General features: G+C 49.7%; 14 protein-coding genes, 3 rRNA genes and 2 riboswitches. Of the genes, 1 reads left to right on the top strand and 16 read right to left on the bottom strand.

Features of this window, described 5'->3' with window-relative positions; translation table 11 throughout:
• The 16 genes from purF to P404_RS18815 all read right to left on the bottom strand — a co-directional run bounded on the left by purF (window position 1) and on the right by P404_RS18815 (window position 17,726).
• Entirely contained in the window at window positions 1–1,410 is a 1,410-nt protein-coding gene (gene purF, locus P404_RS0111405) for an amidophosphoribosyltransferase (RefSeq protein WP_026831248.1), read from the bottom strand.
• The gene (purL, locus tag P404_RS0111400; protein WP_026830838.1) at window positions 1,386–3,605 is read right to left on the bottom strand and encodes a phosphoribosylformylglycinamidine synthase subunit PurL; all 2,220 of its coding nucleotides are present in this window, start codon (window positions 3,603–3,605) and stop codon (window positions 1,386–1,388) included. The genes purF and purL overlap by 25 nt, the downstream gene beginning before the upstream one ends.
• On the bottom strand, window positions 3,586–4,269 hold the full coding sequence (gene purQ / locus P404_RS0111395) for a phosphoribosylformylglycinamidine synthase subunit PurQ (protein WP_026829307.1): 684 nt from the start codon (window positions 4,267–4,269) through the stop codon (window positions 3,586–3,588). The genes purL and purQ overlap by 20 nt, the downstream gene beginning before the upstream one ends.
• A complete protein-coding gene (gene purS, locus P404_RS0111390) occupies window positions 4,266–4,514 on the bottom strand; it encodes a phosphoribosylformylglycinamidine synthase subunit PurS (RefSeq protein ID WP_026830837.1) in 249 nt (82 codons plus the stop codon). Before purS ends, purQ begins: the two co-directional genes overlap by 4 nt.
• Window positions 4,511–5,218 (bottom strand): phosphoribosylaminoimidazolesuccinocarboxamide synthase, encoded by a 708-nt coding sequence (gene purC, locus P404_RS0111385; RefSeq protein WP_026830836.1) that lies wholly within the window; start codon window positions 5,216–5,218, stop codon window positions 4,511–4,513. The genes purS and purC overlap by 4 nt, the downstream gene beginning before the upstream one ends.
• 60 nt (window positions 5,219–5,278) lie before the next feature.
• Window positions 5,279–6,574: an adenylosuccinate lyase gene (purB, locus tag P404_RS0111380; RefSeq protein WP_026830835.1), complete on the bottom strand. Its 1,296-nt coding sequence runs from the start codon at window positions 6,572–6,574 to the stop codon at window positions 5,279–5,281.
• Entirely contained in the window at window positions 6,571–7,674 is a 1,104-nt protein-coding gene (gene purK / locus P404_RS0111375) for a 5-(carboxyamino)imidazole ribonucleotide synthase (RefSeq protein WP_026830834.1), read from the bottom strand. The genes purB and purK overlap by 4 nt, the downstream gene beginning before the upstream one ends.
• The gene (gene purE, locus P404_RS0111370; RefSeq protein ID WP_026829312.1) at window positions 7,671–8,162 is read right to left on the bottom strand and encodes a 5-(carboxyamino)imidazole ribonucleotide mutase; all 492 of its coding nucleotides are present in this window, start codon (window positions 8,160–8,162) and stop codon (window positions 7,671–7,673) included. Before purE ends, purK begins: the two co-directional genes overlap by 4 nt.
• 89 nt (window positions 8,163–8,251) lie before the next feature.
• A riboswitch (purine riboswitch) is annotated at window positions 8,252–8,353 on the bottom strand.
• A gap of 215 nt (window positions 8,354–8,568) precedes the next feature.
• The gene (locus P404_RS0111365) at window positions 8,569–8,775 is read right to left on the bottom strand and encodes an NETI motif-containing protein (protein WP_026830833.1); all 207 of its coding nucleotides are present in this window, start codon (window positions 8,773–8,775) and stop codon (window positions 8,569–8,571) included.
• 97 nt (window positions 8,776–8,872) lie between these two features.
• Window positions 8,873–8,988, bottom strand: a 5S ribosomal RNA gene (gene rrf, locus P404_RS0111360).
• A gap of 48 nt (window positions 8,989–9,036) precedes the next feature.
• Window positions 9,037–11,952, bottom strand: a 23S ribosomal RNA gene (locus tag P404_RS0111355).
• A 167-nt stretch (window positions 11,953–12,119) separates the two neighbouring features.
• Window positions 12,120–13,681 (bottom strand): 16S ribosomal RNA (locus tag P404_RS0111350).
• The 16S, 23S and 5S rRNA genes sit together here, the layout of an rRNA operon.
• Before the next feature lie 328 nt (window positions 13,682–14,009).
• Entirely contained in the window at window positions 14,010–14,921 is a 912-nt protein-coding gene (locus P404_RS0111345) for a proline dehydrogenase family protein (RefSeq protein WP_034774181.1), read from the bottom strand.
• A gap of 92 nt (window positions 14,922–15,013) precedes the next feature.
• Window positions 15,014–16,366, bottom strand: coding sequence for an NCS2 family permease (locus P404_RS0111340; protein WP_014969453.1), 1,353 nt, complete (start codon window positions 16,364–16,366; stop codon window positions 15,014–15,016).
• A gap of 86 nt (window positions 16,367–16,452) precedes the next feature.
• A riboswitch (purine riboswitch) is annotated at window positions 16,453–16,554 on the bottom strand.
• A 493-nt stretch (window positions 16,555–17,047) separates the two neighbouring features.
• Window positions 17,048–17,242: a DUF2382 domain-containing protein gene (locus P404_RS18820; protein ID WP_236624427.1), complete on the bottom strand. Its 195-nt coding sequence runs from the start codon at window positions 17,240–17,242 to the stop codon at window positions 17,048–17,050.
• A gap of 403 nt (window positions 17,243–17,645) precedes the next feature.
• Window positions 17,646–17,726 (bottom strand): hypothetical protein, encoded by an 81-nt coding sequence (locus P404_RS18815; RefSeq protein WP_236624426.1) that lies wholly within the window; start codon window positions 17,724–17,726, stop codon window positions 17,646–17,648.
• Between the two features lie 556 nt (window positions 17,727–18,282).
• On the opposite strand from P404_RS18815, the gene P404_RS0111320 reads away from it, so the two are divergent.
• Window positions 18,283–18,683: helix-turn-helix domain-containing protein (locus P404_RS0111320; RefSeq protein WP_026831247.1), on the top strand; the 401-nt coding region annotated here is incomplete at its 3' end.

Below are 18,683 nucleotides of genomic sequence, written 5' to 3'. Positions count from 1 at the left end.
TCAAAGTTTAGCTTCTAGTTCTAGCGCACCGATTGGCGTTGGATATTCACCTGTGAAACAAGCCGTACACTGCCCTTTTAACGGACCTTCGAACGGACGGTCGATCGCATGGACCATCCCGGTCACAGACAGAAACTCAAGTGAATCAGCACCGATCTCCCGGCAAATTTCACCGGGTGTCAAACGGGCGGAAATCAATTCGTCTTTTGAAGAAGTATCGATGCCGTAATAACACGGATTCGTGATCGGCGGTGCCGTGATGCGGACGTGGACTTCCGTTGCGCCGGCTTCCCGTAACAAGCCGACAATACGGCGGCTTGTCGTACCGCGGACGATTGAGTCGTCCACCATGATGACCCGTTTTCCGTTGACGACACCACGCAGGGCCGACAACTTCATTTTGACGCCACGTTCGCGTAATTCTTGCGACGGTTGGATGAACGTCCGTCCGACGTAACGGTTTTTGATCAGTCCCATTTCATACGGAATCCCACTCGCTTCCGCATAACCGATGGCAGCGGAAATACTCGAATCCGGGACTCCGGTGACGACGTCTGCCTCGACCGGTGCTTCTTCGAACATCTTTTTGCCAAGTGCTTTTCGTGCCGTATGGACATTGACCCCATCAATCATCGAATCAGGGCGGGAAAAGTAGATGTATTCCATCGAACACATCGCCCGCTCATGTGGTTCCATATACTGGCGTGATGACATGCCGGACGTCGTGATGGTCACGAGCTCCCCTGGCTCGATATCCCGAATGAATTCGGCACCGACGATGTCAAAGGCACAGGTTTCTGACGAAAAGACGATTCCGCCGTCCGGTGTTTTCCCGAGCGACAACGGACGCAGACCGTGTGGATCGACGGCGACGTACAACGTATCTTCCGTTAAAAACAGGAAGGCGAATGCGCCGACGAGCCGGGCCAGACTATCGGCAATCCGGTCTTCAAGCGTTGGTAACTTACTGCGTTTGACGAGGTGGGCGACGACTTCCGTATCACTCGTCGTTTGGAAGATAGCGCCTTCTGCTTCGAGTAAATGTTTTAACGAATCCGCGTTGACAAGATTTCCGTTATGCGCAAGCGCCAAGTCGCCGGTCCGTGATTTAAAATGGAGCGGTTGTGTATTTTCAAGCGTATTGCCCCCGGCCGTCGAATACCGGACGTGTCCGATCGCATGGTGTCCTGATAAGGAATCCAGTGTTTCTTGTGAGAAAACTTCCGTCACGAGTCCTTGCCCCCGGTGTGGCAGGAGTAGGTTGCCGTCACTTGCGACGATGCCCGCTCCTTCCTGCCCTCGGTGTTGTAAGCTGTGAAGACCGTAATACGCGAGTTGTGCCGCTTCCGGTTGTCCGAAAATCCCGAATACCCCACACTCTTCGTTTAATCCTTTGATGTCATATAACACGCGATCGCCCCTTCCCAGTCGGCTTGCAGTGTCGAACGTGTCGCTTCGATGAGTGTATCGTTAGTCTTGATTTGCAAAGCATCTTGATCCGTGACCGTTCCTAATCTGTGAGCACCTGTCTGCTTGACGAAGGCCGCTTCATGCTCCGGCTTCACCGTCACGACGAAACGTGATTGCGATTCACTGAACAGATGAAGGGCTGGACCGTCAAATGTCACTTCAAGACCAAGTGTCGTTCCGAATGTCATCTCGGCTAATGCAACAGCGAGACCGCCTTCTGCCACGTCATGGATTGCCGTGACAAGTCCCGCTTGAACGGATGCTTGTAATGCCAGAAGTCGTTTTTGTTCGAGCGCTAAATCAATTTGCGGTGCTTTACCAAAGGACTTCTCAAACTGCATGTATTGGAGCTCACTTCCACCAAACTCAGGTAACGTCTCACCAAGAATGTATACCGCGTCGCCTGCTTGCTTGACGTGTTGTGTCGTAATCCACTCCGTCTGTTCATGAAGACCAACCATCCCGACGACTGGCGTCGGATGAACGGCCTTTCCAGCTGATTCGTTATAGAGCGAGACGTTTCCGCCAATGACCGGTGTCTCAAGCACGCGGCACGCTTCTGCCATTCCTGCCGTCGCTTGTTGCAGTTGCCAGAAGCCTTCCGGTTTATCCGGGTTTCCGAAGTTTAGGCAGTCGGTGATCGCGAGTGGTGTTGCACCGCTGGCAACGATGTTGCGGGCCGCTTCGGCGACAGCAATCTGTCCACCGACGAATGGATCGAGGTAAACAAAACGGCTGTTGCAGTCTGTCGTCATCGCGAGTGCTTTGTTCGTTCCGCGAACCCGGATGACGGCTGCATCAGAACCTGGTGCGACGACCGTTGATGTTTGGACCATATGATCGTATTGGTCGTAGACCCAACGTTTTGAAGCAATCGTCGGTTGTTTGAGCAAGGAACGCCATGTTTCGACCACATCCTCAACGACCGGTAACGTTTCCTCCATCGTTTGGAACTCTTCATAATATGCCGGGACACGGGATGGTTTGTTATAGACCGGTGCTTCTTCTGCGAGCGCATCAACCGGTACTTCCGCCACGATTTGACCGTGGTGGACCAAACGAAGCACTTTCTCGTCGATGACTTCTCCGACATGCACCGCATGGAGTCCCCATTTGCTGACGATTGCTTCGATCTCTGCTTCGCGTCCGCGTTCAACGACTAACAACATCCGTTCTTGTGATTCCGATAACATCATTTCGTAAGCGGTCATCCCGGTTTCCCGTTGCGGGACATCGTCCAGATGCATCTCGATCCCCATACCGGCTTTCGAAGCCATCTCGGCTGACGACGAGGTCAGTCCGGCGGCTCCCATATCCTGCATGCCGACAAGCGCCGGATGACCGACGATTTCAAGACACGCTTCGATCAAGAGTTTCTCCATGAACGGATCCCCGACCTGAACGGCCGGACGTTTCGCTTCCGTATCTTCCCCGAGATCCTCTGAGGCAAAGGTTGCCCCGTGAATGCCGTCGCGTCCGGTTGCGGCTCCGACGTACATGACGGAGTTTCCCGCGCCTTTTGCGAGACCCTTTTGAATGTCTTCATGGTTGATCAAGCCGATACACATCGCATTGACGAGCGGGTTGCCCTCATACGAATGATCAAAGCCGACTTCTCCTCCGATCGTCGGAATCCCGACACAGTTCCCGTATCCGGCAATTCCAGCGACCACTTGTTCAAACAGTTGATTGACACGTGGTGTACCGAGGTGACCGAACCGAAGCGAGTTCATCAAGGCGACCGGACGGGCTCCCATCGAAAAGATATCGCGAATGATGCCACCGACACCGGTCGCTGCCCCTTGGTACGGTTCGACGGCTGACGGATGGTTGTGACTCTCGATTTTAAAGACGACGGCTTGATTATCCCCGATGTCGACGACACCGGCTCCTTCACCCGGACCTTGCAGGACGCGTGGACCTGTCGTCGGAAACTGACGTAAGACCGGCTTCGACGTCTTGTACGAACAGTGCTCCGACCACATGACGGAAAACAATCCGATTTCTGTGTAGTTCGGTTGGCGTCCGAGTAAGTTGACGACCATCTCATATTCCGCGTCGCTCAGTCCCATCGTTGCGTAGATCCGTTGTTCCTGAATTTGCTCCATCGTTGGTTCAGACTGTTGTTTTAACATGATGTGCCCCCTGTTTGACGAGTGAAGTGAATAACTTAAGTCCATCAGTTCCGCCGGTCAGCAGCTCAACTGCCCGTTCCGGGTGTGGCATCATGCCGAGAACGTTCCCGGCTTTATTCGTGATGCCGGCGATATCGCCGCGTGATCCGTTCGGGTTATCGGTATACGTAAAGGCAATTTGTCGGTTCGTCTGTAACATCGCATACGTCGCATCGTCACAGTAATAGTTGCCTTCTCCGTGTGCGATTGGAATCGTAATCGTTTCTTGCGCTGCATAGTCGGATGTAAAACGAGTCTCATTGTTTTCGACCTTCAGTTCAACCGTCCGGCACATGAACTTCAGTCCCGTATTGCGGTGCAAGACACCCGGGAGAAGCCCCGCTTCAACAAGAATTTGGAATCCGTTGCAGACGCCGAGGACCGTTTTGCCTTCTGCCGCAAAGCGTTTCACTTCCTCCATGATCGGTGAGAACTGAGCGATCGCTCCACACCGGAGATAGTCGCCGTAGGAAAAGCCGCCTGGTAACAAGACGCCGTCGTATCCTTCAAGGGACGTTTCTGTATGGAAGACGTAGTCCGCTTCTTCGCCGAGTGCGTCTTTGACAGCATGATACATATCTAAATCACAGTTCGATCCGGGAAAGACGATGACTGCGAACTTCATGCCGGTGTCACCTCTTCAATCTCAAACTGATAATCTTCCATCACGGTATTGACGAGCAGTTTCTGACACATCTCATGGATCATCGTGTCCGTTGTTTCGTCCGCGACGAGCAGTTCGATCCGCTTGCCGATTCTAACTTCTTCGACACCTGCAAAACCAAGCTGGACGAGACCGCCTTTGACCGCGACACCTTGTGGATCTAAAATACTTTCCCGTAATGCGACCGCTACTGTAACCTTTTTCATTGTCCGTTTCCCCCTAGGCGATTGAATAGTGTTTGGTATGTGTCGATCAGTGATCCGATATTACGGCGGAAGACGTCTTTATCAAGGTGTTCGCCCGTTTCCTTATCCCATAACCGGCACGTGTCCGGTGAGATTTCGTCCGCCAGCAGAACTTCGCCGGCCGGTGTTTTACCGTATTCCAGTTTAAAATCAACGAGTGTGATGCCCTTGTTATCAAAGTAGGGACGTAAGACGTCATTGACACGATGTGCTTCCTGTTCGAGCAAGGAAAGTTCCTCCGTAGTCGCAATCTTCAGTAAATTGATGTGTGCCGGTGTGACAAGCGGATCACCTAGGCTGTCATCCTTATAATAAAACTCGACAATCGGCGTCTCGAGGACCGTTCCTTCTTCGATGCCAAGCCGTTTACTGAGACTGCCGGCGACGACGTTTCGAACGACGACCTCCAGTGGAATGATAGTGACACGACGTACGAGCTGTTCGCGCTCCGATGTTCGTTCAATGAAGTGGGTCGGAATTCCCGCCGCTGCGAGAACCTCAAAAAAGTGGCTCGTCAAACGGTTGTTGAGTTCTCCCTTACCGGCAAACTCTGCCTTCTTCTCTCCATTAAATGCCGTAGCTTCGTCTTTGTAAACGATGCGGAGCACATCCTGATCCTGCGTCGTGTATAACCGTTTCGCCTTGCCTTCATAAAGTGGTTGCATCGATTTCGTCCCCCATGATCCTAAGATGTAGACGGGAGTCAGACTCCCGTCCCAGGTTGATTAGTTCAAGCCACACCGTTCAAAGATTTCATCGACCCGGCTCGTATGATACGTTGGATCAAAACAAGCATCGAGTTCTTCTTCTGTAAAGAGTTGTTGAATGTCCGCTTCCTGCCATAAGACATCACGGAACATGATTTGTTCTTCCCATGCCTGCATCGCCCGTGGTTGAACGAAGTCGTAGGCCGCTTCACGTGACCAGCCTTTTTCGATCAAAGCGAGTAAGACGTGACCGGAGAAGATGACACCAAACGTCCGGTCCATGTTGCGTTTCATGTTTTCCGGGAACACCGTCAGATTTTTGATGATGTTGCCGAAGCGGTTCAACATGTAGTTGAGTAATCCCGTCGCATCCGGCAAAATGATCCGTTCCGCAGACGAGTGGGAGATATCCCGTTCATGCCACAGCGAGACGTTTTCGTACGCTGTCACCATATGGCCGCGGATGACACGGGCAAGACCCGTCATGTTCTCCGAACCGATTGGATTCCGTTTATGCGGCATCGCCGACGATCCCTTTTGACCTTTAGCGAAGAATTCTTCGACTTCACGGGTCTCCGTTTTTTGAAGACCACGGATTTCCGTCGCCATCTTTTCAATCGATGTCGCAATCAAAGCGATCGTCGACATGTAGTGGGCATGACGATCGCGTTGCAGGGTTTGCGTCGAGACCGGTGCCGGTTTCGTACCAAGCTTCTCACAGACATATTTTTCGATGAACGGATCGATATTCGCAAACGTTCCGACCGCCCCCGACATCTTGCCGTATTCGACCGTTTCACGTGCTGCCTCGAACCGGACCTTATTGCGTTTCATTTCTTCGTACCAAAGAGCCAGCTTCAGACCAAACGTCGTCGGTTCAGCGTGTACGCCGTGTGTACGTCCCATCATGACCGTATATTTATGTTCATTTGCTTTGACCTTTAAAATCTCAATGAAACGATCGAGATCCGCCGCTAAGATGTCATTCGCTTGTTTCAAGAGATACGATAACGCCGTATCAACGACGTCGGTTGACGTCAGACCGTAATGAACCCATTTGCGTTCTTCACCAAGTGTCTCCGATACAGCACGTGTAAAGGCGATGACGTCGTGGCGTGTCTCTTGTTCGATCTCATTGATTCGATTGACATCAAACGAAGCATTTTCCCAAAGCAACTGGACGTCTTCTTTTGGGATCACTCCCAGTTCACTCCAGGCTTCACATGCTAAAATCTCAACTTTCAACCAGGCTTCGAATTTGTTCTGTTCTGTCCAGATCGCTTTCATTTCAGGACGTGTATAGCGTTCGATCATCTAACCGTCTCCTTCCATATCTGCAGGCGCGCAACTTCGGCTAACGCTTCTTCGACCGAATCAGCCAAGATGTTTAGATGCCCCATCTTCCGCCCCGGTTTCGCGTCCTGTTTTCCGTATAAATGGACTTTCGTCCGCGAGGATAACATCGGTAATGCCTCGTCTAATGCTGTGATATGTTGACCTAGGATGTTCGCCATGACGACCGGTGTCGTCAAGCGGGTATCGCCAAGCGGCAGTCCGCAGATGGCCCGAATGTGCTGTTCGAACTGTGACGTCTCGCACGCATCAATCGAATAATGACCCGAGTTGTGCGGGCGCGGCGCCAGTTCGTTGACGATCAGTTCGGAACCGACGACGAACAGTTCGATTGCCAGTGTGCCAATCAAATCGACATCGTTTGCGAGACGTTTCGCCAGGTCAATCGCTTGTTGTTCCAAGTCTTTTGAGATGCGTGCCGGTACGATCGACAGATGCAGGATGTTGTCTTGATGGATATTTTCACTAACTGGGAACACTTTTGTGTCCCGCTCACTTCGCGCGACAATGACGGAGATTTCTTGATCAAACGGCAACCATTTTTCTGCAACATACTCGGTTGCCTCAAAGGTCTTCATCGCTGTTTGTAAATCCAGCTCTGTCCGAATGACGGTCTGTCCTTTCCCATCGTAACCAAAGCGTGCTGTTTTTAAGACGAAGGGAAGACCTAGCTGCCGTTTCGCTTCCATAAGATCATCGGTCGTCTGGATTGCCAGATAAGGTGCCACCTGGTAACCAAGCTGTTCAATCAGTTCTTTCTCCCGAATCCGGTGTTGGGTCCGAAACAAAAGTTCTGTCCCGTGAATCAGTTTATTGCCGATTGCTTCCGCTACTTCGTGTGAGATATTCTCAAACTCATAGGTCACGACATCTGATTCGGCGGCAAGTCGTTTCGCTGCCTCGACGTCCGTAAACGGTGCTTGAATCTGTTGATCCGCTACTTGCGCACACGGTGCGTTTTCAGTTGGATCAAGCGTGATGAGCGAATAGCCCATTTGCCGTGCAGATAAAGCCATCATCCGACCTAGTTGTCCTCCACCTAAGATACCAATCCGTTTCATGTCAGATGCACCTCGGAAGCGATGACATCTCCTTCTAGTTCGACCCGCATATGGTCTAAAGCTCGGGCAATCCGTTCGTCGACCGTTCCAAGAATCTGAGCCGCAAGTAAACCCGCATTTTTTGCTCCAGCGTCACCGATCGCAACCGTCGCGACTGGAACACCACCGGGCATTTGGACGATTGAGAGTAAGGAATCGATGCCTTGAAGTGCTTTGCTTTGAATTGGGACACCGATTACCGGTAATGTCGTCTTTGCAGCAACCATTCCCGGAAGATGGGCTGCTCCGCCTGCACCGGCAATGATGACTTTTAATCCTCGTTCCCGAGCAGATTCCGCATAACGAAACATTAAGTCAGGTGTCCGGTGTGCCGACACAACTTTCTTTTCGTACGCAATATCCAACTGATCCAGTACATCACACGTTTTCTGCATGGTCACCCAATCCGATTGACTGCCCATGATGACTCCGATTTCCACCTTACTCATCTTCGTCTCCTCCTTTTTGCATAAAAAAAGCCCAAACCACGTCTAAAAGGGTGGCTTAGGGTATAAAAAGGTACGCCAAAGAATCATCGACGAACATCCATATACCCCATAGTCCAACGATTTAGGGTCGTCGGGTAGAAACTTGCAAGCCATATCCCTGCTATTATACGAGGTGTTATATTCAATCTTCCTATCACGCCTTCATCTTAACAAGACTGAACTCGATTCGTCAACCAAAGGCGAACAATTTAATTGTCTGAAAATTCATCGTTCGGTTTTATAGCAGAAATATTCCTTTTAATTTGTGTCCCATTCGGAATTTTAAAGGTCTGTCCTCTTTGAAAAAGTCAGATCACACAAAAAAGACCACTGTTTCATTAAAGAAACGATGGTCTTTTAGAAAAATTCATATTTTATCGGATTCGATTTTCGGCTTACAATCAAAAACAATTTGCTGGCGAATCGGATACGGTTCACCGTTGGCATCGAGTCCAAAAATCGGTTCTTCCCGCCGGACGGTCGGACGATAACCCATGGCATCAATCCGATCGAGACAGGCACTGATCGTTTCATTTTCTTCGACCATGACGCGCATTTTTTGTTTTTTTGCCATGAGTATCACGTTCCTTCCTTATTATATATATGAAAAAACCAAAAAAAGTCCATAAAAAAGCGGCGGCCCTTGAGCGTATGCTCCAGAACCACCGTTTGCCTGGCAACGTCCTATCCTCGCAGGGGGAAGCCCCCAACTACTTTCGGCGTTCAAGTGCTTAACTTCCGTGTTCGGCATGGGAACGGGTGTGACCACTTGGCTATCGTCACCAGACGACGGGCTCGCGCCCTCAAAACTGAAGTCATCAACAAGATCATCTGCTAGAACAAGGCCTCGACCGATTAGTATCACTCAGCTCCGCATGTCGCCATGCTTCCACCCGTGACCTATCTACCTCATCGTCTCTGAGGGGTCTTTCTTGATTACTCAAAGGGAAATCTCATCTTGGAGGGGGCTTCATGCTTAGATGCTTTCAGCATTTATCCCGTCCGCACGTAGCTACCCAGCGATGCTCCTGGCGGAACAACTGGTACACCAGCGGTGCGTCCATCCCGGTCCTCTCGTACTAAGGACAGCTCTCCTCAAATTTCCTGCGCCCACGACGGATAGGGACCGAACTGTCTCACGACGTTCTGAACCCAGCTCGCGTACCGCTTTAATGGGCGAACAGCCCAACCCTTGGGACCTACTCCAGCCCCAGGATGCGATGAGCCGACATCGAGGTGCCAAACCTCCCCGTCGATGTGGACTCTTGGGGGAGATCAGCCTGTTATCCCCAGGGTAGCTTTTATCCGTTGAGCGATGGCCCTTCCATGCGGAACCACCGGATCACTAAGCCCGACTTTCGTCCCTGCTCGACTTGTAGGTCTCGCAGTCAAGCTCCCTTCTGCCTTTGCGCTCTACGAATGATTTCCAACCATTCTGAGGGAACCTTTGGGCGCCTCCGTTACTGTTTAGGAGGCGACCGCCCCAGTCAAACTACCCGCCTGACACGGTCCTCCAGCCGGATGACGGCTGCGAGTTAGAGACTCTATGCATGAAGGGCGGTATCCCAAGGGTGACTCCTCCGAAGCTGGCGCTCCGGTCTCGACGTCTCCCGCCTATCCTGTACATCATGCACAAAGCCTCAATATCAGGCTGTAGTAAAGCTCCATGGGGTCTTTCCGTCCTGTCGCGGGTAACCTGCATCTTCACAGGTACTATGATTTCACCGGGTCTCTCGTTGAGACAGTGCCCAAATCGTTACGCCTTTCGTGCGGGTCGGAACTTACCCGACAAGGAATTTCGCTACCTTAGGACCGTTATAGTTACGGCCGCCGTTTACTGGGGCTTCGGTTCAAAGCTTCGCTTGCGCTAACCCATCCCCTTAACCTTCCAGCACCGGGCAGGCGTCAGCCCCTATACGTCATCTTGCGATTTAGCAGAGACCTGTGTTTTTGCTAAACAGTCGTTTGGGCCTATTCACTGCGGCTCTACTCAATGTAGAGCGTCCCTTCTCCCGAAGTTACGGGACCATTTTGCCGAGTTCCTTAACGAGAGTTATCCCGCGCGTCTTAGAATTCTCATCCCGCCTACCTGTGTCGGTTTACGGTACTGGCACCTTCCACCTCACTAGAGGCTTTTCTTGGCAGTGTGAAATCGTGACCTTCGTCCCTACGGGACTCCGCATCGTTCCTCGACTTTGATGCCTGACGGATTTGCCAATCAGACGGTCTCGAAACTTACACATGCACTTCCATCCGCATGCGTCACTATCCTCCTGCGTCCCCCCATTGTTCAAACGGTGGATCGGTGGTACAGGAATATCAACCTGTTATCCATCGCCTACGCCTTTCGGCCTCGGCTTAGGTCCAGACTAACCCTGAGCGGACGAGCCTTCCTCAGGAAACCTTGGGCTTTCGACGGAGGGGATTCTCACCCCTCTTTTCGCTACTCACACCGGCATTCTCACTTCCAAACGCTCCACTGCTCCTTACGGTACAGCTTCACAGCGGTTTGGAACGCTCCCCTACCATTCCTTACGGAATCCGCAGCTTCGGTGGTATGTTTAGCCCCGTTACATTTTCGGCGCGGCGCCACTCGACTAGTGAGCTATTACGCACTCTTTGAATGGTGGCTGCTTCTAAGCCAACATCCTAGCTGTCTAGGCAGCGCCACATCCTTTTCCACTTAACATACACTTTGGGACCTTAGCTGGCGGTCTGGGCTGTTTCCCTCTTGACTACGGATCTTATCACTCGCAGTCTGACTCCCGAGTATAAGTTGCCGGCATTCGGAGTTTAACTGAATTCGGTAACCCTGTGGGGGCCCCTAGTCCAATCAGTGCTCTACCTCCGGAACTCTCAACCTCGAGGCTAGCCCTAAAGCTATTTCGGGGAGAACCAGCTATCTCCAGGTTCGATTGGCATTTCACCGCTACCCACACCTCATCCCCGCACTTTTCAACGTGCGTGGGTTCGGACCTCCAGTCAGTGTTACCTGACCTTCATCCTGGACATGGGTAGATCACCTGGTTTCGGGTCTACGACAACGCACTATGGCGCCCTATTCAGACTCGCTTTCGCTACGGCTCCGCCTCATCAGCTTAACCTCGCGCGCTATCGTAACTCGCCGGTTCATTCTACAAAAGGCACGCCATCACCCATTAACGGGCTCTGACTACTTGTAGGCATACGGTTTCAGGATCTATTTCACTCCCCTTCCGGGGTGCTTTTCACCTTTCCCTCACGGTACTGGTTCACTATCGGTCACTAGGGAGTATTTAGCCTTGGGAGATGGTCCTCCCGGATTCCGACGGGGTTTCACGTGTCCCGCCGTACTCAGGATCCACTCTGGAGGGAAAACAGTTTCAGCTACAGGGCTGTCACCTTCTTCGGCCGGCCTTTCCAGGTCGTTCGCCTACTGTCTTCCTTTTTGACTCCGTATAGAGTGTCCTACAACCCCGGAGAGCATGCTCTCCGGTTTGGGCTGTTCCCGTTTCGCTCGCCGCTACTCAGGGAATCGCATTTGCTTTCTCTTCCTCCGGGTACTTAGATGTTTCAGTTCCCCGGGTCTGCCTCACGCTACACTATGTATTCATGTAACATGTCCCATCCCATTACGGATGGTGGGTTCCCCCATTCGGAAATCCTCGGATCAAAGCATACTTACTGCTCCCCGAAGCATATCGCTGTTCGTCGCGTCCTTCATCGGCTCCTAGTGCCAAGGCATCCACCGTACGCCCTTCATACCTTGATCTAGCATTTTGGTATTCTAAGAACACACGTCTAATGACATGGTTATAAAAAGTTTGATGTCTTGTTGATGTCTTCAGTTTTCAAGGTGCGAGTGTCTCTTATCGAGACTGAGAGACGAGCTCTCAAAACTGAACGATGGGCATGTCCCTTACGGGACGTTTTCCTTAGAAAGGAGGTGATCCAGCCGCACCTTCCGATACGGCTACCTTGTTACGACTTCACCCCAATCATCTACCCCACCTTCGACGGCTGGCTCCTTGCGGTTACCTCACCGGCTTCGGGTGTTGCAAACTCTCGTGGTGTGACGGGCGGTGTGTACAAGACCCGGGAACGTATTCACCGCAGTATGCTGACCTGCGATTACTAGCGATTCCGACTTCATGCAGGCGAGTTGCAGCCTGCAATCCGAACTGGGAACGGCTTTCTGGGATTGGCTCCACCTCGCGGTCTCGCTGCCCTTTGTACCGTCCATTGTAGCACGTGTGTAGCCCAACTCATAAGGGGCATGATGATTTGACGTCATCCCCACCTTCCTCCGGTTTGTCACCGGCAGTCTCCCTAGAGTGCCCAACTAAATGCTGGCAACTAAGGATAGGGGTTGCGCTCGTTGCGGGACTTAACCCAACATCTCACGACACGAGCTGACGACAACCATGCACCACCTGTCACCCTTGTCCCCGAAGGGAAAACTTGATCTCTCAAGCGGTCAAGGGGATGTCAAGAGTTGGTAAGGTTCTTCGCGTTGCTTCGAATTAAACCACATGCTCCACCGCTTGTGCGGGTCCCCGTCAATTCCTTTGAGTTTCAGCCTTGCGGCCGTACTCCCCAGGCGGAGTGCTTAATGCGTTAGCTTCAGCACTGAGGGGCGGAAACCCCCCAACACCTAGCACTCATCGTTTACGGCGTGGACTACCAGGGTATCTAATCCTGTTTGCTCCCCACGCTTTCGCGCCTCAGCGTCAGTTACAGACCAAAGAGTCGCCTTCGCCACTGGTGTTCCTCCACATCTCTACGCATTTCACCGCTACACATGGAATTCCACTCTTCTCTTCTGTACTCAAGCCTTCCAGTTTCCAATGACCCTCCCCGGTTGAGCCGGGGGCTTTCACATCAGACTTAAAAGGCCGCCTGCGCGCGCTTTACGCCCAATAATTCCGGACAACGCTTGCCACCTACGTATTACCGCGGCTGCTGGCACGTAGTTAGCCGTGGCTTTCTCGTAAGGTACCGTCATAGCGTGAGCATTACCTCTCACGCCTATTCTTCCCTTACAACAGAGTTTTACGATCCGAAAACCTTCATCACTCACGCGGCGTTGCTCCATCAGACTTTCGTCCATTGTGGAAGATTCCCTACTGCTGCCTCCCGTAGGAGTCTGGGCCGTGTCTCAGTCCCAGTGTGGCCGATCACCCTCTCAGGTCGGCTATGCATCGTCGCCTTGGTGGGCCATTACCCCACCAACTAGCTAATGCACCGCAAGGCCATCTCAAGGTGACGCCGAAGCGCCTTTCATCATCAGACCATGCGGTCTGAAGAACTATCCGGTATTAGCTCCGATTTCTCGGAGTTATCCCAATCCTTAAGGCAGGTTCCTTACGTGTTACTCACCCGTCCGCCGCTCATTCCCCTCACTTCCCTCCGAAGAGTTCCGTGAGCTTCCTGCGCTCGACTTGCATGTATTAGGCACGCCGCCAGCGTTCGTCCTGAGCCAGGATCAAACTCTCCATAAAGTGTTTGACTTGCTCGTTTTTGTGACCGAAGTCACGTTGACGAAGCTTGCGCTTCATTCATTGTTTGTATCCGAAGATACGTTTTTTGCCTCATCGTTCAGTTTTCAAAGTTCGTCGTTTCGTTTAAGTCGTGTTAGCGACTTTAATAGACTAACAGGTTCTTTCGATTATGTCAACCACGTTTTAGAAAAGTTTTTTCAGCCCCAACAAACCGTTTATAAAAGGCGTCTCGCTGGAACATTTATTAATATACCAACAAAATTCGACAAACACAAGCATTATTTCAAAAAAAACTTTACAAAGAGTTTAAGAACCCTTTGCAAAGTAGTTACAGCCTTAACATACTGATTGCAGTAAAGACGATGTTCGCTGGTCGTTCCGCCAAACGTTTCATCAAATATGTGTACCAGTCGACGCCATGCGGAACATAGATCACGACACGGAATCCTTCCTCTACCAATTCCTTTTGCCGATTCGGTCGCATCCCTTGCAGCATCTGGAATTCAAATTGTTCGAATCCGATTCCCTGTTGATGCACGAAACGGATAACTTCTTGAATCATGTCTTCGTCATGTGTCGCCACCTGCGTATAACACCCTTGCAAAAGGTTTTGTTTGACTAGCTGTAAATATGTCGCATCGACGGTTTCTTTCCGTTCGATATAAATATCAGCTGGACCTGTGTACGCTCCTTTAACAACACGAACGGTGGATTGCAAACGTTCAAGATCGAAGCGACTGCGATACAGATTCGCTTGCAAGGCAATGCCGACGTTTGAAAATCTTGTTCGCAGCTGTTCAAATACATGTATGATCGATTCACATACCGCCTCTTCTTCCATGTTAATCGTCACGCGCATATCAAAACGTTCTGCCGTTTCTAAAATGCGCGTCATTTGTGCAAAAGCGATTTCTGGATTTAACCGTAAACCAACTGATGTAAGCTTCAAGGACACTTGGGCATTCAGTTGATCTTCTGAAATACGGTGAATGACTTTTATGCATTCATCCGCGATATCGATGGCGTCTTTTTCTGATTCGATGAACTCACCTAAACAATCGATGGTCGCCGCCCGCCCATCTTGATTTAACGTTTGGACGGTTCCAACGGTTTCATCCAACGTCTGTCCACCAACAAAAAATGTGCCACCTAGCGGCAAACCGATTTTTCGGGCCAGCTTGATCAATCGTTTGTCTTCCGCTAAGTATTCAAATACAGGGCCTGTAATTTTTTCAATCATCCAAAACACCTCCTCTTTCTTTCCTTTCCCTGATCAACAAAAAAAACGCCTTTCTTCTATATAGAAGAAAGACGTCAAACGTACAAGAACACTTAGTGTAACCAGATGAAGTACGCCAGGAATCCGAGGGACATCGCATACATGATTGGATGGACCTCTTTCGCGCGTCCTTTCGCGATCATCGTGATTGGATAAAATAAGAATCCGAACGCGATCCCGGTTGCAATCGAGTACGTCAGTGGCATCATGATGACCGTCAAGAATGCCGGAACTGCATATTCGAACTTCTTCCAATCAATCTGGAGAAGCGAAGAAGCCATCAAGACGCCCACGATAATCAATGCCGGTGCTGTAACCGGCGCCGTAATCACCGCAAGTAGTGGTGAGAAGAACAAGGCAAGTCCAAAGAATAATCCTGTGACAATCGCCGTCATCCCTGAACGTCCACCGGCTGCGACCCCGGCACTCGATTCAATGTAGGAGACCGTTGTCGACGTTCCGAGAATCGAACCCGCGACCGTTGCTGTCGAGTCCGCGATCAAGGCACGACCGGCACGCGGGACTTTATTATCTTTAATCAAACCGGCTTGGTTCGCTACAGCAACGAGTGTTCCTGCTGTATCAAAGAAATCAACGAAGAAGAATGTTAAAATGACGACTGCCATCTGTACCGTAAAGATTTCGTTAAAGTGTAAGAACGCTTGTCCGAATGTCGGTGCGATGCTTGGTGGCGCCGAGACGATCTCACCTAGACCGGATGGTACGGGAATCAAGCCGAAGATCATCCCCGCAATCGCTGTAATGATCATTCCGAAGAAGATGGCGCCTTTAATACCACGTGTCATTAAGATCGCTGAAATGACTAATCCGAAGACGGCAAGTAATGTTGTTCCTTGACCAAGATTACCAAGTGAGACGAGTGTTGCTTCATTGGCGACGACGATACCACCTGTTTTCAAACCGATGAAAGCAATGAATAAACCGATTCCGGCAGCAACTGCCATTTTAAGGGGTTCAGGAATCGCATTGATGATCGTTTCGCGAATACCGGACGCCGTCAAGACCATGAAGACAAGTCCGGATACCAAGACACCGGATAAAGCGGTCTCCCACGGAATGCCCATTCCGATGACGACGCTGTAGGCGAAGAATGCGTTGAGTCCCATACCGGGCGCCAGGGCGATTGGGTAATTGGCGAGTAGGCCCATCGTCACCGAACCGATGATCGCAACGAGTGCCGTTGCTCCGAAGACTGCTCCTGCATCCATCCCGGCTTCAGCAAGCGTGTTCGGATTGACGAACAAGATGTAGGCCATTGCGAAGAAGGTCGTCATACCGGCGATGAACTCTGTCCGCATATTCGTACCGAGTCCATTAAAATCGAAGTAACGCGCAATCGCGTTCTCCTTTTGTTTTGGTTGTTGCGGTTTCATCTGTGTGCTCATGGTTGCCCTCTTTCCAAATAAGCCGTCTCAAGAAACGAAAAAAACGGCAGTTACCTAAGCGGTAAAAGCCGTTTCTTTAAGCGCACACCAGAATCAGTGCACGCCGTAGTAGGAACCTTTAAGGTGTTCCTGTAGAGACTTCCGGGCCATATCCCCAGAATTATACGGCATTATTTTTTGTTTTTTAGTGGATGATAAAAATAAGAACAGACACATCGTAGCACGCAAAAAATGGACGGTCAACCATAAAAGCGAAATTTAGTTCTTTAATTAATCCGAAACGTTCGGTTTTGGAAGCGTTTTTCTTTATTTGCTTTGGCTTGAATATGTTCTTCAGGACGCTTCTTGAATAACAATTGATGAACTTGCAACTGAATCCGTCGTTTTCCGAACGCGATCACCATAACTACAGCGAATACGGGCATAACTAAAACTTTCAGTTCAGGCAATTCTTCGAAGTAAGAGGATGCGACCAGACCTTTCACAAAAAAGAGAGTAGCTGATGAGCTACTCTCTTTTAACAATTAACTATAAAATTATCTTCTATCATCTCGATCAAGTCCGTTGTTTCGATCAAGATCATTATCTCGATCAAGTCTGTTATCTCGATCAAGATTATTCGTTGTACTCGTACCATCATCGATATCCGCTTCTTCACGACGAACTGTTTCTGAGACGATTTCAGTATCTTGAACTTTCCGTTCCCGACCACAATTTCTTCAGTAACGACATCTTGTTTGAAACTACAACGCGTTCTTCAGAAAGCGGGACATGGATGGAGTCATTTTCGTCTACAAACGCCTCTGTTCTCGTTTCGCTCTCGTTGACTGGGCGACGTTCTACATATACTTCTTCACGCTCAACAGGGACTTCAATGGATTGTTGATCTTCGACAACACGTTTGCTAACGTTTACTTCTCCAGTTTGAACTCTTTCTTATCAACGTTCAAACGTTCTTCATGTAGGCGAATACGTTCTTCCTCTGTCCCAACATCTGATGCAGTAGTAGATGTCCGATCCATTTCTGAAGATTTATCGTAATCCTGATTCCGGTCCACTTCTGAAGTCGTACCGTATCCTTGACATAACTCTGATTGTGTTTTTCGTAAGAATCCCCATAATCACTGTCTACGTACAATACCAATTTTCCATTCTGTTACTTGACGACGGTACTCTTTCTGATTCAGTACGATCTAGCCCCATACCATTGAATGCTTCCGTAGAAGAATCATCAGAGAAGGCAGCCATGAATTTCCCCATGAACCCTTGATGCTGCTCTTCACCCGTAGTATCCACATTCACGTCTGTCTGGGTCTTTCAACATAGAAAACGAATCTTTATCTTGTGCGACGACATACATATCTCTTTCATTATAACCCTGTGCCTTTAATTCATTCACCCTTGCTTAATACTTCCGCTTGGCTATTAAACAGGTCGATAAATGTATTCTCTTTTCTACTCATGATCCTCTTCCTCCTTTTGGATTAACAGCGTTTTAAAATTTAATGTTAAAATCAAATATCAAACGCTTACAAATAATTTTAAATGCCAACATTTTGAATTTCCCCTACTTCTTTTTTAATTAAACATTATTTATACATGTTTTCGTAAAAAAAAAGTCAACGCTAATTTTAGCGACCAGACTTTCTCTAAATATTCCAATGATATTCTAACGTTCGCTATTCATCAATTTTAAAAAAACTAATTATTTTGCTTTAATCTTCTATTCTGTTTTATATTTTCTGTTTTATATTTTTCTTTTTATAAATCGAGCGTCACCAATTTGTTCATACAAAGCTTTTTTATTATTGACGAATTGTAATATTAAGTGCAACACCTAGCTGAAAACACAAAAAAACCCATAACGACCTCGTGTAGAATAGAGTTACCACACAAAATTCAACGGAGGATTCGTTATGAGCTATGTTCATCTTACCACATCAGAAAGAGTCAAAATAGAGACGTATCTCGAGCTAGGTTTCTCTGTCCGAAAGATTGCTGGACGCCTGGGGCGTCAACCTTCTACGATTTCACGAGAATTGAAACGAAATCCTCACTATGATTCTTCCCATGCCGACCAGCGTTATGTGGAGCGAAAAAAGAAGTGCGGTGCACGGACGAAGTTTACGCTCGAAAAAGGAGTCCGCATCCTCGAAAAGTTACGGGAGACGTGGTCCCCTGAACAGATTGCCGGACGATTATTCCAAGAAGAAGGACTTTCGTTCAAGACAATTTATCGTTGGATTTATATGGGCCTCGTCGAGGCCGATTCTGGACTCCTTCGACAAAAGGGAAAGCGTCAGAAACCACGTGAGAC

This window comes from Exiguobacterium antarcticum DSM 14480 (assembly GCF_000685865.1).
GTDB lineage: Bacteria > Bacillota > Bacilli > Exiguobacteriales > Exiguobacteriaceae > Exiguobacterium_A > Exiguobacterium_A antarcticum.
Note: the sequence above shows the minus strand (reverse complement) of the source record. Positions and strands in the feature narration are given on the sequence as shown.